This is a genomic window from Ligilactobacillus ubinensis, assembly GCF_024160875.1.
GTDB lineage: Bacteria > Bacillota > Bacilli > Lactobacillales > Lactobacillaceae > Ligilactobacillus > Ligilactobacillus ubinensis.
Genome location: NZ_JAIULA010000002.1, coordinates 141,339 through 167,198, shown reverse-complemented (window position 1 = coordinate 167,198; position 25,860 = coordinate 141,339). Strand labels below are relative to the sequence as shown.

At 35.8% G+C, this 25,860-nt stretch carries 25 protein-coding genes, 1 tRNA gene and 1 pseudogene; 17 read left to right on the top strand and 10 right to left on the bottom strand.

The window, feature by feature from the left end; genetic code table 11:
- Positions 1-185 precede the first annotated feature (185 nt).
- Both LB941_RS01970 and LB941_RS01965 read right to left on the bottom strand, forming a co-directional pair.
- Positions 186-259: transfer RNA gene (locus LB941_RS01970), tRNA-Arg, on the bottom strand.
- 67 nt (positions 260-326) lie between these two features.
- On the bottom strand, positions 327-1,559 hold the full coding sequence (locus LB941_RS01965; protein ID WP_253359059.1) for an aminopeptidase: 1,233 nt from the start codon (positions 1,557-1,559) through the stop codon (positions 327-329).
- A gap of 134 nt (positions 1,560-1,693) precedes the next feature.
- Here LB941_RS01965 and wecB point away from each other — a divergent pair, with 134 nt between their 5' ends.
- Entirely contained in the window at positions 1,694-2,833 is a 1,140-nt protein-coding gene (wecB, locus tag LB941_RS01960) for a non-hydrolyzing UDP-N-acetylglucosamine 2-epimerase (RefSeq protein ID WP_275979978.1), read from the top strand.
- Positions 2,834-2,970: 137 nt separating this feature from the next.
- On the opposite strand, the gene LB941_RS01955 is transcribed toward wecB, so the two are convergent.
- Positions 2,971-3,885 (bottom strand): L-lactate dehydrogenase, encoded by a 915-nt coding sequence (locus LB941_RS01955; RefSeq protein ID WP_253359057.1) that lies wholly within the window; start codon positions 3,883-3,885, stop codon positions 2,971-2,973.
- Positions 3,886-4,094: 209 nt separating this feature from the next.
- On the opposite strand from LB941_RS01955, the gene LB941_RS01950 reads away from it, so the two are divergent.
- The 3 genes from LB941_RS01950 (at position 4,095) to LB941_RS01940 (ending at position 5,976) form a co-directional block, all read left to right on the top strand.
- Positions 4,095-4,547 (top strand): CopY/TcrY family copper transport repressor, encoded by a 453-nt coding sequence (locus tag LB941_RS01950; protein ID WP_253359055.1) that lies wholly within the window; start codon positions 4,095-4,097, stop codon positions 4,545-4,547.
- 236 nt (positions 4,548-4,783) lie between these two features.
- Positions 4,784-5,311, top strand: coding sequence for a TetR family transcriptional regulator (locus LB941_RS01945; RefSeq protein ID WP_253359052.1), 528 nt, complete (start codon positions 4,784-4,786; stop codon positions 5,309-5,311).
- 215 nt (positions 5,312-5,526) lie between these two features.
- Positions 5,527-5,976, top strand: coding sequence for a MarR family winged helix-turn-helix transcriptional regulator (locus LB941_RS01940; RefSeq protein WP_253359050.1), 450 nt, complete (start codon positions 5,527-5,529; stop codon positions 5,974-5,976).
- A gap of 653 nt (positions 5,977-6,629) precedes the next feature.
- On the opposite strand, the gene LB941_RS01935 is transcribed toward LB941_RS01940, so the two are convergent.
- Positions 6,630-7,514: a LysR family transcriptional regulator gene (locus tag LB941_RS01935; RefSeq protein WP_253359048.1), complete on the bottom strand. Its 885-nt coding sequence runs from the start codon at positions 7,512-7,514 to the stop codon at positions 6,630-6,632.
- A 208-nt stretch (positions 7,515-7,722) separates the two neighbouring features.
- Here LB941_RS01935 and LB941_RS01930 point away from each other — a divergent pair, with 208 nt between their 5' ends.
- From LB941_RS01930 to LB941_RS01870, 13 genes are all read left to right on the top strand, one after another.
- The gene (locus LB941_RS01930) at positions 7,723-8,310 is read left to right on the top strand and encodes an ECF transporter S component (protein WP_253359045.1); all 588 of its coding nucleotides are present in this window, start codon (positions 7,723-7,725) and stop codon (positions 8,308-8,310) included.
- Between the two features lie 21 nt (positions 8,311-8,331).
- On the top strand, positions 8,332-8,958 hold the full coding sequence (locus tag LB941_RS01925; RefSeq protein WP_253359043.1) for a glycoside hydrolase family 73 protein: 627 nt from the start codon (positions 8,332-8,334) through the stop codon (positions 8,956-8,958).
- A gap of 207 nt (positions 8,959-9,165) precedes the next feature.
- On the top strand, positions 9,166-10,338 hold the full coding sequence (locus LB941_RS01920; protein WP_253359064.1) for a 5-(carboxyamino)imidazole ribonucleotide synthase: 1,173 nt from the start codon (positions 9,166-9,168) through the stop codon (positions 10,336-10,338).
- Positions 10,339-10,599: 261 nt separating this feature from the next.
- Positions 10,600-12,879: a DNA helicase PcrA gene (gene pcrA, locus LB941_RS01915; protein WP_253359041.1), complete on the top strand. Its 2,280-nt coding sequence runs from the start codon at positions 10,600-10,602 to the stop codon at positions 12,877-12,879.
- Between the two features lie 13 nt (positions 12,880-12,892).
- The gene (gene ligA, locus LB941_RS01910) at positions 12,893-14,911 is read left to right on the top strand and encodes an NAD-dependent DNA ligase LigA (protein ID WP_253359039.1); all 2,019 of its coding nucleotides are present in this window, start codon (positions 12,893-12,895) and stop codon (positions 14,909-14,911) included.
- Position 14,912: 1 nt separating this feature from the next.
- Complete coding sequence (locus LB941_RS01905; protein ID WP_253359037.1) at positions 14,913-16,070, top strand: CamS family sex pheromone protein; 1,158 nt, start codon at positions 14,913-14,915, stop codon at positions 16,068-16,070.
- Positions 16,071-16,126: 56 nt separating this feature from the next.
- Positions 16,127-16,429, top strand: coding sequence for an Asp-tRNA(Asn)/Glu-tRNA(Gln) amidotransferase subunit GatC (gatC, locus tag LB941_RS01900; RefSeq protein ID WP_253359035.1), 303 nt, complete (start codon positions 16,127-16,129; stop codon positions 16,427-16,429).
- A gap of 2 nt (positions 16,430-16,431) precedes the next feature.
- Positions 16,432-17,898, top strand: coding sequence for an Asp-tRNA(Asn)/Glu-tRNA(Gln) amidotransferase subunit GatA (gatA, locus tag LB941_RS01895; protein ID WP_253359034.1), 1,467 nt, complete (start codon positions 16,432-16,434; stop codon positions 17,896-17,898).
- On the top strand, positions 17,898-19,331 hold the full coding sequence (gene gatB, locus LB941_RS01890; protein ID WP_253359033.1) for an Asp-tRNA(Asn)/Glu-tRNA(Gln) amidotransferase subunit GatB: 1,434 nt from the start codon (positions 17,898-17,900) through the stop codon (positions 19,329-19,331). The genes gatA and gatB overlap by 1 nt, the downstream gene beginning before the upstream one ends.
- A 48-nt stretch (positions 19,332-19,379) precedes the next feature.
- Positions 19,380-20,408, top strand: a complete 1,029-nt coding sequence (locus LB941_RS01885; protein WP_253359032.1) for a diacylglycerol kinase — start codon at positions 19,380-19,382, stop codon at positions 20,406-20,408.
- Between the two features lie 107 nt (positions 20,409-20,515).
- Entirely contained in the window at positions 20,516-21,907 is a 1,392-nt protein-coding gene (rlmD, locus tag LB941_RS01880) for a 23S rRNA (uracil(1939)-C(5))-methyltransferase RlmD (RefSeq protein WP_253359031.1), read from the top strand.
- A gap of 298 nt (positions 21,908-22,205) precedes the next feature.
- Positions 22,206-23,102 (top strand): restriction endonuclease, encoded by an 897-nt coding sequence (locus tag LB941_RS01875; RefSeq protein ID WP_253359030.1) that lies wholly within the window; start codon positions 22,206-22,208, stop codon positions 23,100-23,102.
- 23 nt (positions 23,103-23,125) lie between these two features.
- Positions 23,126-23,371, top strand: a complete 246-nt coding sequence (locus LB941_RS01870; RefSeq protein ID WP_253359029.1) for a hypothetical protein — start codon at positions 23,126-23,128, stop codon at positions 23,369-23,371.
- A gap of 66 nt (positions 23,372-23,437) precedes the next feature.
- On the opposite strand, the gene LB941_RS01865 is transcribed toward LB941_RS01870, so the two are convergent.
- From LB941_RS01865 to LB941_RS01840, 6 genes and pseudogenes are all read right to left on the bottom strand, one after another.
- Positions 23,438-23,791: a preprotein translocase subunit TatB gene (locus tag LB941_RS01865; protein WP_253359027.1), complete on the bottom strand. Its 354-nt coding sequence runs from the start codon at positions 23,789-23,791 to the stop codon at positions 23,438-23,440.
- Positions 23,769-23,981 carry a hypothetical protein gene (locus LB941_RS01860; protein WP_253359025.1) on the bottom strand — a complete coding sequence of 71 codons (213 nt, stop codon included), beginning with the start codon at positions 23,979-23,981 and terminating at the stop codon, positions 23,769-23,771. The genes LB941_RS01865 and LB941_RS01860 overlap by 23 nt, the downstream gene beginning before the upstream one ends.
- A 73-nt stretch (positions 23,982-24,054) precedes the next feature.
- Positions 24,055-24,225, bottom strand: a pseudogene (locus LB941_RS01855) (ssDNA-binding protein); the annotation flags it as partial.
- Positions 24,203-25,342: a DUF2800 domain-containing protein gene (locus LB941_RS01850; protein WP_253359023.1), complete on the bottom strand. Its 1,140-nt coding sequence runs from the start codon at positions 25,340-25,342 to the stop codon at positions 24,203-24,205. The gene LB941_RS01850 and the pseudogene LB941_RS01855, both read right to left, overlap by 23 nt.
- Positions 25,339-25,656: a hypothetical protein gene (locus LB941_RS01845; RefSeq protein ID WP_253359021.1), complete on the bottom strand. Its 318-nt coding sequence runs from the start codon at positions 25,654-25,656 to the stop codon at positions 25,339-25,341. Before LB941_RS01845 ends, LB941_RS01850 begins: the two co-directional genes overlap by 4 nt.
- Entirely contained in the window at positions 25,640-25,843 is a 204-nt protein-coding gene (locus tag LB941_RS01840) for a hypothetical protein (protein WP_253359019.1), read from the bottom strand. Before LB941_RS01840 ends, LB941_RS01845 begins: the two co-directional genes overlap by 17 nt.
- Positions 25,844-25,860 lie beyond the last annotated feature (17 nt).

Genomic DNA, 25,860 nt, shown 5'->3' with positions numbered 1-25,860 from the left:
TTCTTCTAGACATACAAAAATCCCCCTATATAAGTCACTTTATATTTCAGTGTCCTATATAGGGGGAGCATATCAGTCATGAGACCCAAGCTCCTTTTTAGCTCTGAATATTGGTACAGAATATGTGTTAAAAAGACAACTAACTATTAGAAGTTAGCATACTTTCATTTTTGATACTAACTTAGTGTGCTTGATCGGAATTGAACCGATGACCTACCGCTTAGGAGGCGGTTGCTCTATCCTGCTGAGCTACAAGCACAAAACTCACCATACTTAACAAGTATAGAAAGTAATAGGCACTATGTCAATAAAAATTAATTAAAAAGCTAAGCCCAATCGCCATTTCTAAAAATTGCTTTAACAGAACCATCTTTCTTAATTCCATCAATGTTCATAGAAGAAGAGCCAACCATAAAATCAACGTGGGTTTCTGAAACATTCATGCCATGATTAAGTAGTTCATTATCAGTCATAGTAGTTCCATTTTGGATATTAGTTGGGTAGGATGATCCTAAAGCTAAGTGGTCACTTGCATTTTCATCGAATAGCGTATTAAAAAAGGTAATCCCAGATTGTGAAATTGGAGATGGATCAGGCACAAGAGAAACCTCGCCAAGAGATTTAGCACCAGGTAATTTTAGAAGATTATCTAGAACTGCTTGTCCTTTTTTGGCGGTTGCTGTGACCACTTGACCATTTTTAAAAGTAAACTTCATATCTTCTAAAATATTGCCAGCATAGCTTAAAGGCTTGGTTGAAACAATATAGCCATCAATCCGGTGACAATCTGGTGCAGTGAAGACTTCTTCAGTTGGCATATTAGCCATGAATTCAACATTATCGGAATTAAAGCTGCCGGCTGCTTCCCAAATGTGATTTTCAGGAAGTCCAACTTTGAAATCTGTCTGGGGCGAGTAATAATGCAAGGAATCAAATTGCTCATGATTTAACCAATCGGCTTTGGTACGTAAGTTTTTGTCATGTTCATGCCATGCTGCAATAGGATCTTTACTATCAATACGACAAGTCTTGAATATTTCTTCCCATAAACGCGCAACAGCATCTTTTTCATCTAGAAAAGGAAATACTTTTTTGGCCCATTGAATATCTGCAGCGCCTACGACTGTCCAACTAAGTTCATTATTTTGGGTGGCTTTACGCACAGGAAGTAAGGCTTTTCCTGTTGCAGCTTGATTTTTAGCAATTCTTGTTTGATCAATGTTTGCATATGCATTTGGATCCTCAGATAAAACAGAAATACGGGCAGCTTTTTTTGAAACAATGTATTCAGCTTTAGTAGTAATGTAATCTGGAATGCTCTCTAGTCTTTTTTCGGAGGCGTAGGTTAAAAATTGTTGATCATTGAAAGTATCGCGCCATTCAACAATTACCTCACTGGCACCGGCTTTATATGCTTCAGAAATAATTAGATGTGCAAGCTCATGTTGAGTGATTGAAATATAAAGAACTACAGCTTGATCTTTTTGAACATTAACGCCTACTTTGACAATCAATTCAGCATATTTTTGCAATTTCTTTTTGAAATCTTGGATTAACATGACAGGACTCCTTTGGTTATAGATATACATAATATAGCATATTCCGTATAGCAAGACTATTAATTATTGAACTGGTTAAAAAAGTTAAACTCCATGTTATAATAAGAGATAAGAATTTGTTTGGAGGTCTTGGTGTGAGAAAGATAAAAGTAATGCCGGTTTTTGGAACGCGACCAGAAGCAATTAAGATGGCACCATTAGTGCTGGCTTTGCAAAATGATGAGCGCTTTGAAATTATGACGACAGTCACGGCACAACACAGAGAGATGTTAGATCAGGTATTGGAGATATTTAAAATAAAGCCTGATTATGACTTAAATATTATGCATGCTCAACAAACTCTGACAGATATAACAGCTAATGTTTTGAAGAATCTTGATAGTATATTAAAAAATGCTAAACCAGATATCGTATTAGTTCATGGAGATACATCAACAACTTTTGCTGCTAGTGTGGCTGCATTTTATAACCAAATAGCAATAGGCCATGTCGAAGCGGGATTGCGAACTTGGAATAAGTATTCTCCATTTCCAGAAGAAATGAATAGACAAATGACAGATGTATTAAGCGATTTATATTTTGCTCCAACAATTCAAAGTAAAGAAAACTTACTTAAGGAAAATCACGCTGAAAATAACATTTTTGTAACAGGTAATACAGCAATTGATGCTTTAAAACAAACGGTAGCAGCTGATTATCAACATGAAATTTTACAAAAATTAGATGCAACACATAAAATGATTCTAGTAACAATGCATCGACGTGAGAACCAAGGTGAGCCAATGCGTCGTGTCTTTAAAGTGCTTAAGGAAGTCGTTAATAGCCATCCAGATATTGAAGTTGTTTATCCAGTACATTTAAGTCCAGCCGTCCAAGAAGTTGCTCAAGCCGTTTTAGGCCATACATCGCGGATTCATCTTATTAAACCGTTGGATGTATTAGATTTTCATAATTTGGCTGCAAAGAGCTATCTTATCATGACGGATTCAGGTGGTGTCCAAGAAGAAGCACCTTCGCTTGGTAAGCCAGTGTTAGTATTGCGTGATACAACAGAACGTCCAGAAGGTGTAGCTGCTGGGACATTGAAACTAGTTGGAACAGATCCGCAATTAGTAAAAAAGGAGATGCTACGTCTTTTAGATGATGAAGTTGAATATAAAAGGATGGCAGAAGCTAAGAACCCATACGGAGATGGTAATGCTGCCCAAAGAATTTTAGATGCGATTGCATATCATTTTGGGCAAAGAGCCACCCGCCCAACTGAGTTTTTATAATAGATACTATTAAAAATAAAAAAGCCATTGATTAGTTTTAAAGTTATTCCTAAAAATAGAGGAATACACTAATCTGTGGCTTTTGTGGATTTTTGAGTTTGAAAATATATGTTCTTTAAGTTATTTTTAATTAGTATTTATTTTACAGAAGCAACTTTTTCAGCAATAAAATTAGCTGATTTTTCGAGTTTAATTTTTTCAGCATCCGTTAACGAGATATTATTTACTTCTTCGACACCATTAGATCCAATGACAGCAGGATATCCGACATAACAGCCGAATTTTTCGATGTAAACAGAAGCAGGACAGGCAAGATGAGCATCGGATAGCACGGCTAAAGCAAGTTTTATAGCACATGTTGTAATTGCAAAACTGGTATAGTGTTTACCATGAAAGACTAACCACCCACCGCGACGTGCTTGTTCATCTAGGACATCTAAATCAAGATTATGCAGTTTAGCAATTTCTGAAATTGGATGATCTTTCACACGAACAGTTGACCAAGCAGAAAATTGGGATTCACCATGCTCACCCAGGACATAACCAGAAACGTTCTTTGGATCTTCTTTTAAAGCCTGACCAACGGCACGTTGCATCCTGGCTGTATCAAGAAATGTACCCGTACCAAAGACTTGATTTTTAGGTAATCCAGTATAACGTTGTAATAATGTAGCAATGACGTCACAGGGATTAGTGACATTTATGATAACACCATTAAAGCCACTTTCTTTGATTTTCGCTCCAACTGATTTTACCTGTTCGGTGTTATGATCAAATTCGCCAAAACGATTACCGCCTTCAGACAAAACTTTGATATTGCCAAATGTTGTGATGATAATGTCAGCATCTTTAAGTGTTGAATAATCTTGGACCTTCACAGTAGTATAGGTGTCTAAACGTGCTAACATGTCTAAGATGTCATATTGTTCAGCTGTAACTTTGTCTTCATTTGTATCTATTAAAACAAGTTCATCAACCAAGCCTTTAGTAACTAGAGTATAAGCAACGGTAGCACCAACATGACCTAAACCAATAACAGCAAGTTTGCGCATAAAAAAACCTCCATTCAAATTAAGTACTTCTTTATATTATTACACCAAAACTTAAATTTGCAATAAAAAAATTAGTATATATTGAGAATAACATTAAAAAGCATGAATAATATGTTTAACTTTAAAAAAAACATATTTCCTAGTAAGATAATCTACAAGAATGATATTCTTAGTTATGTGATTAGGAATTATAAAGGAAATGATTTAACATGAACGAAAAAATTGAAATTAGTAATTCTGAATGGGAAATAATGCGTATTTTATGGACATTGAATAAAGCGACAAGTAGGCAAATTATTACAATTCTTGAAGCTAAGTTAGGATGGAAAGAAGCAACAACAAAAACTTTTATTACAAGACTAGTTTCAAAAAGGTATATTAGAACAATAAAAGATCAGAAGGCATATATTTATTTGCCAACAGTTCAAGAACAAGAAACAATTGATACTCAGTTGATGACTAATTTTGATAAAATATGTCAAAAACATGCAGGTATGACATTAGCGCACTTGATAAAAAATGTACCGCTAACTATTACTGATATTGAGAGACTAGAAAAGTTATTGCTAGAAAAGAAAAAAAATGCACCAGAAGTACTACCATGTAATTGTCTACCAATTAGTCAAGATAAATGCACGTGTAATAAATGTGATGGCATATGAAAAAGCCAAAATGAATATATTAAAAAGCATCAGTTATAAAACTTAAACTTTTTTAACCGATTTTATGTAATATAGGAAAAATAGCAAAATGTATAGAGGAATTATTAGAAAAATGGTGCTAAAATGCTGTGAAATCGTTATAATGTTTGATTTTATCGGTTTTTTTATGGTATTATGCGCTTATTTTATGATAAAATCTTAAGGGTAAGTATAAAGAGGAGAAGGAGTGCTACACAGTGAGTCAACAGCAAGAAAAGCGAAAAAATTCTTTAGCTAATAGTTTTCAAGAGCTATTACGACATGAACCTTTAGAAAAAATAACTGTAGAACAGATATGCCAGCAAGCTGGTGTACATCGTAGTACCTTTTATCGCTATTTCCAAGATAAGTACGACTTGTTGCGTTATGCATTTGATATTTTCCTAGTTGCGCATGTCGATGAAGAAGATATCATCGGTTCAACGATAGCAATGATTAATAGAGAAAAGCAATTATTTAGAAACGTTTCTATTAATAACGATAGCAATTTTTTATTCTATCAAATGATTGATATCTTGAGCAAACATCTTTTGACAGGTGCAAAAAATGGTAAATTGGAAAGTACCCCTTGGCTTGCACGTGAATTGAAAAATTCACAATACCCACCATTAGTAGCAGAAATGATGGCGGGTGCATTTTTAACCTTATTATTTAAGTGGATCAGTAGTAACTATCAAATGAAACCCGAAGAATTAAGTAATTTTTTAGCTAATTTAGGTGAATAAAATATTTTCTTTTAATAAACTAATATTCTTAAAAATATTAAGTTTTACTAAATCTTAACCTAAAAAGTGCATATCATTTTATGTTATAAATAAAATTATTGTAAAATGTTGTTACTGATGGAAAAGAGGGTTTGTTGTATTTGGGTGCTAGCTGCAGCTTTTATACAAGGATGTCGTTTCTAATTTATTGGTGTAATAATTTTTTAGGAGGCGTAATGGTGAGTTCATTACAAAAATCAATGATTAATTTAACGCAAGTGTTGCGTTTACGAGAACACCAAAAAAGTTTTAAGGAACTTGAAAAGCTTGGTGCTATTGATGTGTATTATTTGGAGGCTATATATCAGCTGAAAGAACCAACAATTGGAACTATTTCAAAATTGTTGGGTCAATCAACTCCGAATACTAATTATCACATTAAAAAGTTGGTCAATTTAAAATTGATCGAAAAGAGAATTGACGATGTAGATCGTCGAGTAACGCATCTAACGGTTACAAGCAGATATTCGGAATTAATCAATTCTGATGAAGACTTTTGGACACGGACACAAGAACGTTTGGAAAGCGAAATTGCGGCGACAGATTTAGCTATTTTTCAACGTGTCTTACGTCAAACTATTGAAATAATTAGTGAAGAAAGTCGAGAAGATACAATTTCTGATTAACAAAAGCATATTTAATCGTGAGTTACTTAAGAGGAGAAGTAACTTACGATTTTTTTAATTAATTGTAATTATAAAATTTTATATGAATATTTTGAAAATATTCATAAATAATATAGTTTGTTTTGCTTTTAATAACTAATGAAGCAAGTTGCTTATGCTTATACATATACGTTTGCTGTTAACTTTTTTAAGCACTAATACGCAATAATATAGTTGAATAAACTTATACATAATACGTTAAAATACATAAAATATAGAAACTGATATCTGAGCATTGCAGAGTCTGAGATAAAAGATATAAACTTTTTCTTCAAATATTTGGTACAAAAATATGCACTAAAGAGTAGCTAGTTATGTCTAGTTTTGTAAAATTAGATAATCTAAACCAATAATTATTCAGTTTGCAACATTAATGCTCGTTAGATAATGTTGGATGCTTTATTTATCAAAAGATATGCGAGTAACTATGAGGGTTAGTTTCTATTCTGAAAATAACTATGTTAAATAACAGAAATTAGATGTATGAAAAAGCGAGAAAATAAAAAAGATATCAAATATAGCACTAAGAATTAGGAAATGGTCTTAGAAAGCTATAAAGTGACATCTTAATTAAAATAATTTTTTTAGATTTTGCTAGTCAAAAGCCTTAAAATTTACTCTTTAAATGGATTATTAAGTAAGTCGTATACTTGCTGTTGCTTTGGGGTTAATAGGTGTGTTGAACGATAAGCAAGTGAAGTGATAAACATTGGTTGATCAGGAGCATCGATATCTAGAGCAACGATATTATCTGAAGGGGATAGTGCAAGGCTAGTTAAAAAACCAATGCCAGCATTTTGAGCAACCATTGCTTTGATGATATGGATATCGTTTGTTTGATAAATTATTTTAGGACGTAAATGTGCCTGGCGAGATAATTGAGAGAAAGCGGCAGTATGAATAAAGCCCTGCGTACATGCAATGAAGCGTTCTTCTTTAAGTTCAGTAAAAGCAACTTTTTTTCGTTGTGCCAAAGGATGCTCTTTACTGACAATTATGTTAAAGGGATCTTGTGCTAGTTTAACGATATTTAGTTTAGGATGATTTATAGGTGCAGTGGAACCAAGTAAAGAAAGATCTATGTTGCCTCGCAACAATAGTGAAAGCATATCTTTAGAGCCAACTTCAATGGTTTCTAATTGTTCAATGAGATTGTTTTTCAATAGTGCGGGTGTGTAACGGGGAAAATAGTAAGCACCGATAATAGGAGGAAGACCAAAAAGAATTTTGTCATCGCTACTATGTTTGATTTCTTCTTTAATGATAGCTAATTCATCTAAAATTTGGACAATATGTTTATCAAACTGATAACCCATAGCGGTTATTAATAGTTCTTTATGTGAGCGATCACGAATAAAAAAGGTAGTATGGTATTCATCTTCTAAACGTTTTATCGCTAATGTGATTGTTGGCTGACTGACGCCAAAATATGTTGCTACTTTTGAAAAGTTCTTCTCTTCAATTAGTTTATGGTAGTATTCCAAACTTTTAATATTCATGGACAATTATTATTCCTTTATATATAATTAGTGAGGCTATTATAACACTTAATTTCTTGTTTTAATATAAAAAATCATAAGAAGGTTTTTGTATGAATGTGCTATAATTAGCTAATTAACGACATAATTGCTAGATAAAGCTTAGCAATTAAAGAAATTCTTTTATTTAATTTATATTTATGCAGTTATATTAGGAGGAATTATTTTGATGCACAATCGTCAAAAACTTTTTAAACAGGTACTTGTTGCTATATTTTGTGCAATTATTTTAGTTCAAAATATTATCCCATTTTTAGGTTATATTCCAATTGGACCTTTAGATTTAACGATCATTCATATAACAGTGGTTATTGTTGCATTGATTTTGGGGCCTTGGTATGGCGCAATTGTTGGTGGTTTTTGGGGGTTAGTAACTTTTATTAGGGCCTTTATTTGGCCGACAAGCCCACTAGCAACAATTGTATTTGTCAATCCATTAATTGCTATTTTACCGCGTATTTTAATTGGCGTGATTGCTGGATATACGTATTATTTTTTACGTTCAAAATTAAAAAGTCAGTTTGTGTCAATGAGTATAGCTGCAGTTTTAGGTTCATTAACTAATACGTTGCTTGTTTTGGGACAGATTTATTTATTTTATCGAAATCAATCAGAAAAAATGTATTCACTTAATGTACATGATTTACTGCCATATTTATTGGGAGTAATTGGCACAAATGGAATTCCTGAGGCAATTTTGGCGGGAATAATGGCTCCAGTTATAGCGATACCATTATTGAAGAAGATGAAGAAGTAATTTGTATAGGGGATGAAACTGATGGCAAGAAAAAGGCGGAGGAGTTCAAGTAGAACACGAGGCTTTTTTGTGAAACGCGGAAAAATTCAGTGGGTCAATGTGCTATTAGTTTTAGTTATGGTGGGGTTGGTATTTTGTCAGGTTTTAAAATGGAATACTCAAGCGCAAAGTAATTCAGCAATTGTAACTCAAAAAGAAGCCTTTATAAAAAAAGTAGCCCCAATAGCGCAAACTGAACAAAAGCAATATCATGTTTTTGCAAGTATTACAATTGCACAAGCCGCGCTTGAATCGAATTGGGGAACTAGTGATTTGGCAACTAAATATAATAATCTATTTGGTGTTAAAGCTGATGCAACGACAGGCACTTTAATGACAACTAAAGAGTATAGTAATGGTCAATGGATTGTTGTAAAGGCATATTTTGCAATTTATTCTAATTGGCAAGAATCGATTCAAGCACATACACTTTTATTTGTAAATGGAACAAAATGGGATGCCAATCATTATCAGGATGTTATTAATGCTACAAACTATAAGCAGGCGGCACTTTCTTTGCAAAAAAAAGGATATGCAACAGATCCAAATTATGCACAGAAGTTAATTGAGCTTATTGATGAATATGATTTGAACCGGTATGATAACTAATATTTGTTTAGGTTTTTGAATTTTATGTTAAGAAATATAGCATTTATTGAGACTACTACGATTTTCATTCTACGAATGTGTTATTATAGTCAGTGAAAATTATCTAGAGGTTGAGTAATTATTAATTGTTGAAGTTAGATGAGAAAAACGTTTAACTAAAAACTTTATCAAATTTAAATTCTAAAAAATGAAAGTGAGTTTTAGATGATGGATAATGATGTGTTATTTCCAGGTAGTACAATTGGAATAATTGGTGAGAGTCCTAATGGTTATATGTTGAGTCATGCCGCACATAATCTAGGCTTTAAAGTAATTGCATATGGCGTTAATGAAGAAAGTCCGACTTTGGCTGCGGCTGATGTAAAAATTGTTGGGAAAATGAGTGATAAAGATAAATTACAAAGCTTTGCCGAACGTTGCGATATTGTTACGTATGAGTCAGAGCAAGTGGATGCAAATATTATTAGCTTTTTAAAAAAATTCACAAAAATTCCACAAGGAAACGATACTTTGGAAATTGCACAAGACAGGTTACTAGAGAGAACTTTTTTAGAGCAAAATAATATAAACATCGCACCATATGCAACGATTGTTAACTTAGATGACGTTTATCAGGCTGTGACTTCAATAGGATACCCATGTATTTTGAAGTCTATTCAAAAGGGTTTTAAACGAGAACAAGTTATTCGTAAGCAAACAGATATTGCTAAATGTGAGAGTATTATTGATATGGGTACTTATATTTTAGAATCGATGATTCCGTATGAAAAGGAACTTTCTGTAGTTGTAACTCGTGATGCACAAGGAGAGGCAACTTATTTTCCACTAGTCGAAAATGTTTATCGTAAAGGACAGTTACATGAAACGATTGTTCCAGCTACTGTTGATTCAGAAATAGCTAATGAAGTGAAACGATTAGCTGAGATAATCGTAACTAACATTAAGTATACTGGAGTTTTACAAATCGCATTTTTCTTAACAGAAACAGGTGCTCTGTACGTTAAAAAAATTAATCCAACGGTAGATAGTGTGGGTTATGTATTCAACACAGCTACGAATGTTTCGATGTTTGAGCAACATTTGCGTGCTTTGGCCCATATGCCCTTAGCGCAACCTGAATTAATTCAACCAACTGTGATGGTAGTTGTAAAAAAACAAGATGTAGATGAATTAAGGGCACAATGGTTGTTAAAGGATAATTGGCATTATTATTTTTATAGATATCCAGCATCAATGAAGACAGGATTACCTGAGGGGCATATTCTAGTTTTGGCACAAACAGCAGTTGCTGCTAAAGAACAAATAGAGGCGACAGGTATTTGGGATGACACTGTTAAGGAACAAGGTTTGGCTGATGATTTAGCAGATAATCAATTTTAAATGTCTATTTAGAAGTGGGACAAGAGTTTAAAAGCTTTCTAAGCATAGTAAGAATGAATTTTTCTTAATCTTATGTTATGGATAGAAATGAACTCTTGGACCATTTTTATTTTGGATAATAAATGTGATTTTTGACAGTTTTAAAAAAGATAAAAGGGCAATATATTTAATTAGTTAAAAGACAGAACATTTTTACGGAAGCAAGCCATAATTTTTGTTATAATAGACATTGATGATTTTTTTGAGAGAGGATTAATAAAGATGGCGACAGAAAATTTATTAAATGGAATGAATGACAAGCAGGCCGAAGCGGTAACTTGTACAAAAGGACCATTGCTTATTATGGCAGGTGCTGGAAGTGGAAAAACGCGTGTATTAACCCATAGAGTTGCTTATCTTATTGAAGAATTAGGTGAACGTCCGTGGAACGTGCTGGCAATAACTTTTACAAATAAAGCTGCAAAAGAAATGCGTGAAAGAATTAATACATTGCTAGGCGATGCAAGTGGACAAGAAGTCTGGGTTTCTACGTTTCATTCACTGTGTGTACGTATTTTACGACGAGATGGTGACAAGATAGGTTTTAGTCGCTCATTTACAATTACAGGGACAAGTGAGCAACGAACACTTATGAAGCACATTCTTGCTGATTTGAATATTGATCCCAAAAAATATGATCCACGCGCTATTTTAAGTACAATATCTAATGCGAAAAATGATATGTTAACGACAGTAGAATATGCAGCAAAAGCGACAGGCCCATTTGAAAAAGTAGTTGCAGATGCTTATACAGAATATCAAAAAAGGTTGCTGGCAAATCAAGCAATGGATTTTGATGATTTAATTATGCAAACAATTAGTCTATTTAAAAAATTTCCTGAAGTATTAGGGTATTATCAAAACAAATTTCATTATATCCACGTTGATGAATATCAAGATACAAATGAAGCACAATACCAATTAGTCTATATGTTAGCGCAAGGCTACCGCAATATTTGCGTAGTTGGTGATGCAGATCAAAGTATTTATGGTTGGCGTGGAGCAAATATGGGCAATATTTTGGATTTTGAAAAAGATTATCATGATGCTACGGTTATTAAATTAGAGCAAAATTATCGTTCAACTAAAACAATTTTAGATGCGGCAAATGCGGTTATTAATAATAATGAAAATCGCCGTGAAAAAACATTGTGGACGCAAAATAAACAAGGTAAAAAGATAAATTATTACCGAGCAGATGATGCGAATAGTGAAGCACGCTTTGTCGTTAAAACAATCAGTGAAGCTATTAAAAATGGTGAGCAAGCTTATGGTGATTTTGCTGTTTTATATCGAACAAACGCACAATCACGAACGCTTGAAGAAACCTTTATGAAATCAAGTATTCCGTATAAATTAATTGGGGCTCATCGCTTTTATGATCGTAAAGAAATAATGGATGTCCTCGCTTACTTACGTTTAGCAACTAATCCGCAAGATTCTTTAAGTTTTGAAAGAGTTGTAAATGAACCTAAACGAGGAATCGGGGCAACAAGCTTAGCTAAACTACAGGAATTTGCACAGTTACATGAGATTTCTTTAGTGGAAGCAGCTGAAAGTGTTGCGCTTATAGATATTCGGGGTAAAGCAAGTAAGGCTTTAGCAGAATTTGCTCGCTTAATTCGACAATTAAATGAATTGGAACAAAAAGCAAACATTACAGATATGACAGAAGAAATTTTGAAATTAACTGGATATCGAAAAATGTTTACAGAAAATAAAACAGTTGAAAATGAAAGTAGACTTGAAAACTTAGATGAATTTTTATCAGTAACCAAAGAGTTCGATGCTAATTGGAAACCAGAAGATGAACAAAGTGATCCTTTCGTTGAATTTTTAGGAGACTTAGCTTTAGTTTCAGATCAAGATTCTGTTGAAGAAGAACCTGATGAAGTAACGATGATGACGCTACATGCTGCTAAAGGTTTGGAATTTCCAGTTGTTTTCTTGGTGGGAATGGAAGAAGGTATTTTTCCACTATCACGAGCTACAACACAAGAAGACGAATTAGAAGAAGAACGACGTTTAGCATATGTTGGAATTACGCGCGCTGAACAAGAATTATATCTAACAAATGCAGCTTCACGAATGCTATATGGTAAGTGGCAAAGTAATCCTGTTTCGCGCTTTATCGAAGAGATTGATGATGATTTACTAAATTATGTAAATGGTATTGAAAATAATCGGAATCGGCCATTAAGTTTTGCAGAAAGAATGCGTCAGGCAAGTGCAACTGCAAATAAGGCGAGAACGTTTAAACAATTTGGACGACCTGAAGCAAGGATGAGTAGTCAACAAAGTTCAAGTACTCATGGTACTGATAGTACAACTAAGAAGGCTACGGAATGGAAAATAGGCGATAAGGTTAAACACAAAACCTGGGGTGCGGGAACAATAGTTAAAGTTAACGGAACATCTGCGGAAACAGAAATTGATGTAGCGTTCCCTGCACAAGGAATCAAGCGCCTATTGGCAACTTATGCACCAATCGAAAAAATTTAGGAGAGGATATTGCATGCAAAAAGCAACTGCTAAAGAAGAGTTGGTAAAACTAAGAAAACAGTTGATTGGTTGGAGTCATGATTATTATGTATTAGATAAACCAACTGTAGAAGATGCTGTTTATGATGTTGCGTATCAACGATTAATTGAACTAGAAAAGCAATTTCCAGAACTTATAACACCAGATTCACCAACGCAACGAGTTGGCGGTCAAGTTTTAGAGGGGTTCACTAAAGTTGAACACGAAATTCCTATGCTTTCGTTGGGAGATGTTTTTTCAAAAGAAGAACTAGCTGATTTTATTGTTCATCTAAATGAGCAAACAAACGCCGATTTTGAATATAATTGTGAGTTAAAAATTGATGGACTAGCAATTTCGTTAACATATGAAGATGGTGTTTTTATTAAAGGATCGACACGTGGGAATGGAATTGTTGGTGAAGATATTACCAAGAATTTACAGACAATTAATGCAATTCCTTTAAAACTAACGAGACCAGTTTCACTCGAGGTGCGCGGTGAGTGTTATATGCCCAAAAAGGCCTTTGCTAAATTAAATAAAGAAAGAGAAGAGCAAGGCCAGCCGGTTTTTGCTAATCCACGTAATGCTGCTGCAGGTTCATTGCGCCAACTAGATACTAGTATCACAGCCAAGCGGCAACTAAGTGTTTTTATATATTATCTAATGGAACCAGAAAAATTAGGTATAACAACGCAAAGTGAAGCATTGTTAGAATTGCAAAAACTGGGTTTCATGATTAATCCTGATTTTAAGGTTGCACATGATATGCAAGCAATTGATGAATATGTAGATGAATATCATGCTAAAAGAACAAGTTTACCTTATGAGATTGACGGGATTGTTGTAAAGTCAAATGCATTTTCAATCCATGAGCAAGTTGGCAATACGGTGAAAATACCACGTTGGGCAATTGCATACAAGTTTCCACCAGATGAACAAGAAACAATACTACGAAAAATAGAGTGGACTATAGGTAGAACAGGGGTAGTAACACCAACAGCAGTAATGGATCCAGTCGAAATCGCTGGAACGACGGTTGCACGAGCTTCATTGCATAATCCAGATTATCTAGAAGAAAAAGATGTTCGAATTGGTGACACAATAAAGGTACATAAAGCTGGTGATATTATTCCTGAGATTTCAGAAGTTGTTCTAGAAAAAAGGCCGACAGATTCAGTAGTGTACATAATACCTACACAATGTCCTGAATGTAATTCAACTTTAGTACATTTAGATGAGGAAGTTGCTTTACGGTGTATTAATCCAAAGTGTCCAGCGCTAATAAAAGAAAGCTTAGCGCATTTTGCTACCCGCAATGCGATGAACATTAATGGCTTAGGGCCTAAGATAATCGAACGCTTATATAGTGCAAACTTAGTGACAGATGTGGCAGATTTATACACGTTAAAGTTAGAACAATTATTAAGTTTAGATAACTTTAAGGAAAAATCAGCATCCAACCTATTGACAGCAATAGATAATAGCCGTCATAATTCTATTGAACGTTTAATTTTTGGGCTAGGAATTCGGCATGTGGGTACAAAGGCTGCTCGACTACTAGCTGAACATTTTCAATCAGTAGATTCGCTTAAAAATGCAACAGGTGAGCAAATAGAAAGCATTGATTCGCTAGGCAGTATAATTGCAGATAGTGTAGTTACTTATTTTGCTAACGAAGAAGTTCACGTGTTATTAGAAGAGTTACGTGTGGCAGGTGTTAATTTTAAGTTTTTGGGTCAGACAACTAATGAAATTATTCAAGAAACACAAAACAGCAGTTTTAATGGTCTTAAGGTTGTTTTGACAGGAACACTAGAACAATTAAAGCGCGCAGAGGCGAAAAAATGGTTACAAGAACATGGTGCCGAGGTTATGAGTAGTGTTTCTAAGAAAACAGATTTATTAATTGCCGGTCATGATGCAGGTAGTAAGTTAAGTAAAGCCCAGAGTTTAAGCGTTAAAATTATTGATGAAAAGACATTTATTAAGCAGATGGAGGCAGAAAATTAAATTGAAGAAAAAAATAAGTATCCTGCTTAGTATAGGATTAAGTGCAATCTTATTAGCAGCTTGTGGTAATTTAGGCTCTAGTAGTTCAACATCGACAACTACTAGTACATCTGACAGTTCATCTAGCGGTTATCAGACGACTGGTCAAACAAATGACAATGACTATACAGGTGTCATAATTAATGGAAAGTATAAAACAAGCAAGTCGCGCGGTTTAGGCGTGACACAAAACTCAGATAATTTATTAAATTTAAAGAGTTTTGAAACAGGTATGACAAAAATTTCAAAAGCTTTCTTTTCAACGGATGATTATATTTTTAGAGAAGGCCAAATCTTAAGTAAATCGACATTAACTAATTGGTTAGCAAGAAAATCAAGTACAAATTCATCAGGACTAAATCCAGTAGACAATGGAAAAACGGGTGAAACAACGCGTAATCCAATGTATGTTCAACAAATTGAAGAACAAGACTATATGAAAGAAACTTCGAGTGGTAAGTTAAAATTGTCTGGAATTACCATAGGTATTGGTATGAACAGGAAAGATTACTATGAAAAAGAAGAGTATGGGGCTACTTACTCAACTTCAATTTCCAAAGAAGAAATGATTCAGCAAGGGAAAATTGCTGCGGCTAAAGTAGTTGCAAGATTACGCAAAAAAGTAGGGAATAATATTCCGATTGTTGTTTGTATGTTCCAACAAGCAGAAGCAGATAGTCTAGTTGGTGGATCTTTCTATGCTTATACAGAAGTTAAAAGTGGCAGTACAATTTCGTCATGGACGGATACGAATTTAGCTAGTTATGTCTTTCCATCAACCTCAACAAATTCTGTTCCAAATGACAATGATGAATCAGCATTTGAAACATTTGAAAACAAGATTAAGAACTTCTTCCCTAACTTAGCTGGTGTAACAGCACAAGTACAATATAAAGATAGTACACTGCAAGGAATGCATGTTAATATTACGACGCAATTCTATAGTGAAACTGAAATTACAAGTTTCACACAATATGTGGCTAAGGCAGCCAAGACATATCTTCCTTCTGGAATCCCAATAGATATTGAAATAAAGGGCTCTGATGGCACTGTTCAAAGCTTCTTAGCTAGAACAGCCAAGGGAAGTTCATATTATACACACGTTTTTAGCAGTTATTAAAAAAAAGATAAATTTATGTTAAAATAATTGTTAGGTAGAAGAAAGAGGGATGAACGATGGCAATTAACGCACAAGAAGTTAAGCACGTTGCAGGATTAGCCAAACTTGAGTTTACTGATAAGCAACTTGACATGTTTACAGGTCAAATGGATGAAATCATTAAAATGGTACAGCAATTAAGTGAAGTTGATACAACTGGAGTACCTGTTACAACACATGTTACAGATGCAGTTAATGTTATGCGTGAAGATGTAGCAGCTAAGGGAATGGATAGAGATCTTTTGATGAAGAATGTTCCTGAAAGTCAAGATGGCTATATTAAAGTTCCAGCAATCATCGACGAAAGCGAGGAAGGTTAAGCATGGTAGATTACTTCGAACATGATTTAACAAGCTTGCATGCAGGTTTGAATAATAAAGATTTTAGTGCAGAAGAATTAGTAAAAGAAACATTTACTAATATAGAAAAAAAAGATTCAAAAATTGAAGCTTTCTTGGCTTTAGATGAAAAAAAGGCTATTGCTAAAGCACAGGAACTAGATCAAAAGGGTATTCCGACAGACAGTCTATTAGCAGGAATTCCAATTGGAATTAAAGATAACATTGTCACAAAAGATTTACGGACAACTGCTGCAAGTAAAATTTTGGGTAATTTTTCACCAATCTATAATGCAACTGTGATGGATAAACTTAATCAAGCTGACATGATAACAGTTGGTAAGATGAACATGGATGAATTTGCTATGGGTGGTTCAACCGAAACTTCAGCTTTTAAAATTACAAAAAATGCTTGGAACCAAACAAAAGTACCTGGTGGCTCTTCAGGTGGTTCTGCAGCAGCAGTAGCATCTGGTCAGATTATTGCTGCATTAGGCTCAGATACAGGTGGTTCAATTAGACAACCAGCAGCTTATAACGGTATTGTAGGTGTTAAGCCAACTTATGGTCGGGTTTCACGCTATGGGTTAATTGCATTTGCTTCTAGTTTGGATCAGATTGGACCTTTAACAAGAACAGTTAAGGATAACGCATTAGTTTTAAATGCTATTTCAGGCTATGATAAGCATGATTTCACCAGTTCAAGGCAACAGGTTCCTGATTTTACCCAAGGTTTAGATGGAAACGTCAAGGGAATGAAGATTGCCTTACCAAAAGAATACTTTGGTGAAGGGGTATCAGAGGATGTTAAAGCAGCGATTAAAAAAGCTGTTACAACTTTTGAGTCTTTAGGTGCTACGGTAGAAGAAGTTTCATTGCCACATAGTAAATATGGTGTGCCAGTTTATTATATTATTGCTTCATCAGAAGCTTCATCTAACTTGCAACGCTTTGATGGCATTCGGTATGGTTATCGTGCACAAGATGTCAAGAATCTTGAAGATGTCTATGTACGTTCACGTTCAGAAGGATTTGGTGATGAAGTTAAGCGACGGATTATGTTAGGAACATTCTCACTTTCTGCTGGTACGTATGATGCATTCTTTAAAAAGGCTGCTCAAGTGCGAACATTGATTTGTCAAGACTTTGCCAATGTATTTGCAGATTATGACTTAATCATAGGGCCAACAGCACCAACAACAGCTTTTGGAATTGGTGAAGATATTGATGATCCTGTGACAATGTATATGAATGATATTTTAACAATTCCAGTTAACTTAGCTGGCTTACCAGGAATGTCATTACCTGCAGGTTTTTCAAATGGTTTACCAATTGGTTTACAATTAATTGCACCACAATTTGCTGAAAGTACATTATATAAAGCAGGATATGCTTTTGAACAAGCTACTGACTTTCATAAAGCAGTTCCTACGATTGGAGGCAAAGATTAATGAACTTTGAAACAACAATCGGACTAGAAGTCCACGTTGAAATGAAAACAAACTCTAAGGCGTTTTCACCTTCACCAGTCCAATATGGCTCGGAACAAAATACAAATACAAATGTTATTGATTGGGGTTATCCTGGTGTTCTACCTGAAGTTAATAAAGGTGCGTTGGAATATGGGATGCGTGCTGCTTTAGCTTTGAATTGTGAAATAACTAAAGATATTCACTTTGATCGTAAAAACTATTTTTATCCAGATAATCCTAAAGCATATCAGATTACACAAGCCCAAACACCAATTGGGCGTAATGGTTGGCTTGAAATTCAATTAGAAGATGGTTCTAAAAAGAAGATTGGTATCGAAGAGATGCACGTGGAAGAAGATGCTGGTAAAAATACACATAGTCCAGATGGATATTCTTATGTTGACTTGAACCGTCAAGGAACACCTTTAATTGAAATTGTTTCAAAACCAGATATTGCTTCACCAGATGAAGCATATGCTTACTTAACCCGGTTACGTCAAATTATCCAATTTACTGGTGTTTCTGATGTAAAAATGGAAGAAGGTTCCATGCGTGCGGATGTCAATATTTCAATTAAACCAATTGGCTCTGATAAATTTGGGACAAAGACCGAAATGAAGAATTTAAATTCATTTGAGCATGTCAAAAAAGGTCTAGAATATGAAGCTAAAAGGCAACGTCGTGTAGTTATGTCAGGTGGAGCTGTGCAACAAGAAACGAGACGTTTTGATGAAAACACAGGCGAAACGATTTTAATGCGTGTTAAAGAAGGGGCAAGTGATTATCGTTACTTCCCAGAACCTGATTTGCCACCAATTCATATAACAGATGATTGGATAAAAGATGTTAAAGCTTCTATTCCTGAAATGCCAGATAAGCGCCGGGCACGTTATGTCAATGAATGGGGCTTGTCAGATTATGATGCGGGCGTGTTAACCCAAACACTTGAAATGTCAGATTTCTATAATGCAACAGTAGCTAATGGTGCCGATCCTAAATTAGCAGCAAACTGGTTAATGGTTGAAGTTAACGCTTATTTGAACGCTAATAGGCAAGAACTTGAAGATACAGCGTTAACACCAGAACACTTAGCTGGGATGATTAAGTTAATTCAAGACGAAACAATTTCATCTAAGATTGCTAAAAAAGTTTTCAAAGAAATTATTGCTAATGATACAGATCCAAAGGCATGGGTTGAATCTAAAGGAATGGTGCAATTATCAGATCCTGCTAAACTACAACCGATTATTGATGAAGTTCTAGATAATAATGAACAATCTATTGAAGACTTTAAAAACGGTAAAGATCGTGCTGTTGGTTTCTTAGTCGGACAGATTATGCAAAAAACACGTGGTAAGGCTAATCCTAAGGTTGTTAACAAGTTATTAATGGCTAGTTTGAAAGAAAGATAGTACGAAAGTAAATATTTTATTTAACTTTTAGTGCGTAGAGGAAATATTATGCAAAAACGATGTCGTATTATTTATAATCCCACTTCAGGCCGTGAGGCGATGCGAAGTGATTTGGTTGAAATCTTAAATATTTTAGAAAATGCAGGTTATGAGACCAGTACATTTGCAACCACACCGGAACCTAATTCAGCACAAAATGAAGCAAACAGAGCTGCACAAATGGGCTTTAATTTGATAATTGCTGCTGGTGGTGATGGCACAATTAATGAGGTGGTTAATGGAATTGCTCCATTAAAGCATCGACCTAAATTAGGGATTATTCCGGCAGGTACGACAAACGATTATGCACGGGCATTAAGAATTCCACGAGAAAGTCCAATTGAAGCAGCAAAAGTGATTGCAGCTGGTAAAACGGTCAAGATGGATATTGGGAAAGCTGGAGAACAATATTTTGTCAATATTGCTGCCGGTGGTTTGTTGTCAGAATTAACCTACAGCGTGCCATCACAGTTAAAATCATTATTCGGTTATTTAGCCTATTTAGCTAAGGGTGCGGAGTTATTACCACGAATCAAGCCGATAAATATGCACCTTGAATATGATGATGGCGAATATGATGGACAAGCATCAATGTTTTTCTTAGCATTAACAAATTCAATCGGTGGATTTGAACAGATCGTTCCAGATGCTTCATTAGATGATGGTAAGTTCACTTTGATTGTTGTTAAAACGAGTAATATAGTTGAAATTTTACAATTAATAACGATGGTACTAAATGGCGGCAAGCACGTCAATGACAAACGTATCTTATACGTTAAGACGGCTAAGTTAATTGCTAAAACACGCGATGCAAAAATGATGATTAATGTTGATGGTGAGTATGGTGGCGATGCACCAATGCAATTCAAAGCTTTAAAACAGCATATTGAAATTTTTGCAAATACAGATCAGATTCCAATCGATGCTATAACCTATCGTGAAGAAGAAAATGAAAAAGATGCGCGTGAATTATTCGTCAAAGGTGTAGCGGATTTTTCTAATGATGAAGCTACCTATGAGGATAAAAAAGTTAAATAGATAGTAAAAGAAGAATAACGGCTTTTTTTGAAGCGTTATTCTTATGTTGCAAAAAGGTTGAGATAACAAAGTTTGTCCCAGCCTTTTTCATTGAGGAAGGAAATAAAATGGCAAAATTAGATTTACCAGTATATATAAAACAAGAATTAACTGTAACAATCATTGATTTAAGTTATCAAGGCTTAGGTGTCGCTAAAGTAGAAGGCTACCCACTCTTTATTGAAGGTGCTTTACCAGACGAAGTAGTTGATGTTCGTGTGACTAAAATAACCAAGCATTTTGGCTATGCTCAAGCTTTAAAATGGCAGAAATTTAGCCCAGAACGTGTAACCGATGTAGACAATAGATATTTGCAAACAGGGATTGCACCATTGCAACACATGACATATGCTGCCCAATTAGATTTTAAAAGAAAAATTGTAACGGATTTATTGAAAAAAGCACATTTAGAGACAATTGCGGTAGAAAAAACACGGGGTATGGAACATCCTTTTGCTTATCGCAATAAAGCCCAAGTACCTGTTCGTAAAATTGATGGACAGCTTGAAATCGGCTTTTTCAAGCATAACAGTCATGACTTTATCCCAATGGACAATTTTTTGATTCAGGACAAACGAATTGACGAAGTTTTGTGCAGTGTACGTGATATTTTGCGTGAATTTCATATAAGAGCATACAATGAAGTACAGCATTCAGGTGTAGTTCGGCATATTTTGGTGCGGCGTGGATATTATTCCAAACAAGTCATGGTAGTAATCGTGACTAGAACAGCACATCTGAAGTATGCAACAGAAATTGCAGCCAAAATTCAAAGTGAATGTCCCGACGTTTTAAGTGTGCAACAAAATGTTAATAGTGCCAAAACAAATGTTATTTTAGGTGCACATACAAATGTGATTGCAGGAACTAGTGAAATTGAAGATCAATTAAACGGTTTAACGTTTAAAATCTCAGCACAGTCATTTTATCAGATTAATCCGCAACAAACCGAAATTCTTTATACAGAAGCGCTTAAACGAGCAGAACTTACTGGCGATGAAACAGTAATTGACGCATATTGTGGAATTGGTACTATCTCACTTAACTTAGCTAAACAAGCTAAAAGAGTATATGGTGTCGAAATCGTTTCTGAAGCTATTACAGATGCTAAACGCAATGCAGCAGTTAATGGCTTAGGCAATGTAACCTTTAAAACAGGTGAAGCCGAGAAATGGATGGAAAAATGGCAGACTAAGGGGATTAAGCCGAATGTGATTGTTGTTGATCCACCCCGCAAAGGTTTAACTAATAGTCTGATTGAAAGTGCTTGTGCGATGCAACCAGATAGAGTTGTTTATGTCAGCTGCAATCCAGCCACATTAGTACGCGATATTCAGAAATTCATGGAGCTCGGCTATAATGTTAGCCAGCCAATATTGCCTGTGGATCAGTTCCCACAGACGACACATGTGGAGTGTGTAACGGTGCTTAGTCGGACAAATCTGAATGATTGGGATTAGTACACTTTTTGATTTTATAGTTGGCGGGTTGAGTGTTCAATGTCCTATTTCGATAGTCGAGTATGCGGGTGTCCAGTTTGGTAGGCCGAGTTGATTAAGGTAGTGAAAACTTGAGTAAAGGCTGATATGACGGTGTTTATAGCGGACACAAAAATGGTTTGATTTAGGGTCGAAGGTTGAGTAGAGGAAAGTAATATTGTATTTTGTCTATTTTGATTGAAAAGGAGAAATTTTGCAGGACTGTGGGACACTCGACGTATAATATTAATAAAAGAAGATTATTAGGGAAGGTAGCAGGATGGCAAATCGACAAATCGAAACAGAAAACAAAGCGATGAAAGAAATTCTTATCGCAATGCATAATCTAGGAGGTCAAGTTACAAGAAAACAAGTTTTACAAGAGCTTCGTGATAGCTCAGATGTATTCAGCGAAAAAGAGATCGACGCAACTCGTACTTCAAAGAAGAGTGGTAAAATTTATCATCCGTTTCAGTGGAAGTTTAACTTTGCAGTTAAGCATCTGATTTTGGCAGGATTCATTGAAACCGAAAATGGAAGGGACTTAGAACTTTCCAAAAAGGGTCGTAATGTAGATATTAATGATTTTGACGCTGATAGGGATGTTAGATCTATTTCTGAAAGCAAAATGCCCCACCACAAAATGCAAAACAAAGTTGAACAAGTGGCTATTAATTTGACTTCTAACGAACAGGACGAGTCAGAAAAAATTGAGGAACCCTGGCGAAGACAATTGCTAGATGCATTGATGAAAATGAATCCTAAAAAATTTGAACTCTTTTGTCGTGGATTACTCACCAAAATGGGAATCGATGTCGACGAGGAAAAGGGTGTCCAATATGTGGTCGATGGTGGTATTGATGGTTTTGGCTACGTTCGATCTGATGATTACCGGACCACACGGGTAGCACTTCAGGCAAAGCGTTGGCAAGGTAAAGTATCAGCGCCTGAGATTGATAAGTTTCGTGGAGCTATGGACAAATTTAACGCTGAATTTGGCATCTTTATTACCAATTCAGACTTCACTAGGGAAGCAGTTAAGACATCTCGGGAAGGGACCAGAATCATCACATTGATTAATGGTGATCAGATCTGTGACTTGGTGGCAAAATACAACTATTATGTTGAACCAGTAACTACTTATCAATTGAAAGACTTTTACTTAGATAAGGATTAATTGTACTGGGATGAGGAGGACTAATGAGTAAATCAGTTCGGAATTGGATTTGGACGCTAACAGCAGTTGTCCTAATCATATTTAGTGATTGGTGGATTAAAAGTGATGTTGCTAGTAGGATAGTGAATATTATTGGCTGCCTAATTTTAATGAAACAATTAATGAAGATGTTTCAGCACGGAAGTAAGAAGGTGGTCTTTTGGCAAATAGTTGGCGTGGCTGCATTCCTAGCCGCTATCCTAATTGATCTAATCCTGTTATCGATCTAGTTTAGATATCATGACACAACAAAAAGGCACCCAACTAAAATAGCTGAATGCCCTATATCCTAAAGTTTATTTATTAACTCTGATCACTTCACCATCTTTGAACGCAAATTCCATGTAACGTTGGAAGATGGTGATTTTTTCTACTAAACGACGAACCAGTTGGTCATCAAAGTCCACCAGACCATACTTGTGAAGGTCGACTAGTTCATTGATTTCATCAAGGTTATGCAATTTTACTTGATGTTCAGTTTCTCGACTTTGTACTTTCTCTTTTTGTTTTCGCAGGTCCATGATTTGCTGGGTAAGCTCATCGCAGTCTTGGTGCTGGTTGGCAGCCTGGATGAGTTTCATCTGTGCTTCTTCCAGTTGTTGATCTAGCTGAGAAACTGTTGGCCCTTTAGAATTTTTGATCACTTTCATGATGTTGGCTTTGATTTGTTTGCTCGCTCGCTAACTCATGTCCTTTAATCAGCTGATTAAAAGCATCAACGGTAGCTTCCTTGAGTAGGGGCTCTTTGACATTCCTGATCATACACCTTCGGCCAGTCTTGCTCCGCCTGATTCGGCTTGCACACCGCCAAACCGCCACTTTTTCTGGCCGATACCACATATTGCGTTGAAGAATATCACCGCATTTGCCGCAGAATACTTTTTGAGAAAAGCAGTATTTGCCGTTCAGCCGCAGCGGTGATTGTCGGCTTATCCGATTTAGGGATGATCAGACTAACCGAATACTTTTCCTTACCACCATTGATAGACTTTGGTTCCCAGACGTTAGCGTAAGAGAGACGAGTGTTGATACCGGTAACGACTTTAGTTTGTTGTGACATATTATTTTTCCTCCTTAAATTCATCCTTTGGGTTAGATTTGCTAATACTCTGACGCCGATCAGAATTTGGCACTAGGGTTGGCTTACCTGCAGGTTTTACAATTTCTTGACTAAACAGTTCGGTGAATTTCTTCTTACCGAGTTGTTTTTCTAGTTTTGTAATTGGCAGTAGCTTCTTTTGATAAATATCATGGTAGCCGTGCTCTTCAGCAATCTTTGCTATGGCTGCTTCATCTTTGTAATGACGAACGGACCGTCCTTCGACAATCTTGTAGCCTAGCCACTGCTTACCGTAGTTAATGGCTAGATCAGCAGCATAGTCTTTAACTTCGTGAGCCCAACGATTCAAATCATCGATGTGCTCCAGTACTTCGGTAACTTCACTATCCGTTAGCAAGTTCGGTGACCGTAGTTGAAAGCGGGTAAGCTTGTGGTGATAGTCATATCGGGCTCGCAGCACAGCATTGCAAGTGGAGAATTGGCACCAGGGACCATAATGAACGGTACCTTGACCAGCGAAGGCGAGTTCGGCTTTTTCTTTTAACTCAGTATTGGCCCAGTGCATTAGTTCTTTAGCGTTAATGGTCCAGGTACTAATATTGGCCATACGAGGTTGGAAGATTGTCGTCTCAACTTCATTAACATTATACAGACTACCGAACATCTCTAATGCTCCGACGGCATAAAGTTTCATCTGGGGATTGTTATGCGCTTCCACCCGGACGCCTTTGCCATATTTAAAGTCGATAATATGGAGTAGGTGATCAGAAACAATCACGCAGTCGCCCGTACCAAAACCTTCTGGCACATATTTAGAGAAGTCTATTTTCTGTTCCACCCTGATCGTAGCATCTGGAGCATATTTTTTTGCTTGTTGGTATTGCTCCAGGACATAGCTAGCGTAATCATCAGTTAATTCTTCCATATCATCTGATTGGTAATCAGAAGTAGGACGCTTGAACTTATCACCGAGTAATCGATGGATTTTATATTCTCCCAGTGCGTGGGCAGCAGTTCCTTCAGCAGCTACATTAGAAGCAGTGTGGGGGAAGTATTGCTCTAGCCGTGGGAGTGGTGGGGCACTAAGCCAGCGATGAGCACTGGAAGCCGATAGCAGAGCATGGTGTTTTGGCGAACTCATTGTCCTAATCCCTCCACACTGTAGTAGAGATCTTCGTAATCTTTCGGGTCTACATCAGAGAGTTTCTCGGCGCCAAACTTATGAAGTAATTCTTTAACCTGGTTGGTATAACCTTCGGCGCTCTTCTTTGCTAGAATCTTGCGGACGGTTACTTTATCTTCAACTGGATCGTGGTTTGATTGCTTCATATCACTAGGATCTTCATCGCTATTGCTTGATAGCAAATTGAGAAGGGATTGAACGGTTTCCTTGGCCTGGTTGATTTGGTTTTCGAGTTCGTTGAGTTTTAAGTCAAGATCATTCATGACGCTCATTAGCTGCCTCCTTTACTTCATTAATCTGTAATTGTTGAACGTCGTTACCAGGGGCGATCACCATTAGGTGGTGGGGCTTGCCGAGTAGTAACCGTAGCAGCCGTTCACGAACTGTGATGCGATGCATGTTGACGACACCATTTTGGTGAGAATGCTTGGCTACAGAAATTGAAATTTTATTAGCCATGATGGTTATCCTTTCTT

Bases quoted from the DNA above. Each gene is read 5' to 3' on its own strand.
- LB941_RS01965 (WP_253359059.1), bottom strand. From the start codon at position 1,559: ATGTTAATCCAAGATTTCAAAAAGAAATTGCAAAAATATGCTGAATTG.
- LB941_RS01955 (WP_253359057.1), bottom strand. From the start codon at position 3,885: ATGCGCAAACTTGCTGTTATTGGTTTAGGTCATGTTGGTGCTACCGTT.
- LB941_RS01950 (WP_253359055.1), top strand. From the start codon at position 4,095: ATGAACGAAAAAATTGAAATTAGTAATTCTGAATGGGAAATAATGCGT.
- LB941_RS01940 (WP_253359050.1), top strand. From the start codon at position 5,527: ATGGTGAGTTCATTACAAAAATCAATGATTAATTTAACGCAAGTGTTG.
- LB941_RS01935 (WP_253359048.1), bottom strand. From the start codon at position 7,514: ATGAATATTAAAAGTTTGGAATACTACCATAAACTAATTGAAGAGAAG.
- LB941_RS01930 (WP_253359045.1), top strand. From the start codon at position 7,723: ATGCACAATCGTCAAAAACTTTTTAAACAGGTACTTGTTGCTATATTT.
- LB941_RS01925 (WP_253359043.1), top strand. From the start codon at position 8,332: ATGGCAAGAAAAAGGCGGAGGAGTTCAAGTAGAACACGAGGCTTTTTT.
- LB941_RS01920 (WP_253359064.1), top strand. From the start codon at position 9,166: ATGGATAATGATGTGTTATTTCCAGGTAGTACAATTGGAATAATTGGT.
- pcrA (WP_253359041.1), top strand. From the start codon at position 10,600: ATGGCGACAGAAAATTTATTAAATGGAATGAATGACAAGCAGGCCGAA.
- ligA (WP_253359039.1), top strand. From the start codon at position 12,893: ATGCAAAAAGCAACTGCTAAAGAAGAGTTGGTAAAACTAAGAAAACAG.
- gatC (WP_253359035.1), top strand. From the start codon at position 16,127: ATGGCAATTAACGCACAAGAAGTTAAGCACGTTGCAGGATTAGCCAAA.
- gatA (WP_253359034.1), top strand. From the start codon at position 16,432: ATGGTAGATTACTTCGAACATGATTTAACAAGCTTGCATGCAGGTTTG.
- gatB (WP_253359033.1), top strand. From the start codon at position 17,898: ATGAACTTTGAAACAACAATCGGACTAGAAGTCCACGTTGAAATGAAA.
- LB941_RS01885 (WP_253359032.1), top strand. From the start codon at position 19,380: ATGCAAAAACGATGTCGTATTATTTATAATCCCACTTCAGGCCGTGAG.
- rlmD (WP_253359031.1), top strand. From the start codon at position 20,516: ATGGCAAAATTAGATTTACCAGTATATATAAAACAAGAATTAACTGTA.
- LB941_RS01875 (WP_253359030.1), top strand. From the start codon at position 22,206: ATGGCAAATCGACAAATCGAAACAGAAAACAAAGCGATGAAAGAAATT.
- LB941_RS01870 (WP_253359029.1), top strand. From the start codon at position 23,126: ATGAGTAAATCAGTTCGGAATTGGATTTGGACGCTAACAGCAGTTGTC.
- LB941_RS01865 (WP_253359027.1), bottom strand. From the start codon at position 23,791: ATGAAAGTGATCAAAAATTCTAAAGGGCCAACAGTTTCTCAGCTAGAT.
- LB941_RS01860 (WP_253359025.1), bottom strand. From the start codon at position 23,981: ATGTGGTATCGGCCAGAAAAAGTGGCGGTTTGGCGGTGTGCAAGCCGA.
- LB941_RS01850 (WP_253359023.1), bottom strand. From the start codon at position 25,342: ATGAGTTCGCCAAAACACCATGCTCTGCTATCGGCTTCCAGTGCTCAT.
- LB941_RS01845 (WP_253359021.1), bottom strand. From the start codon at position 25,656: ATGAGCGTCATGAATGATCTTGACTTAAAACTCAACGAACTCGAAAAC.
- LB941_RS01840 (WP_253359019.1), bottom strand. From the start codon at position 25,843: ATGGCTAATAAAATTTCAATTTCTGTAGCCAAGCATTCTCACCAAAAT.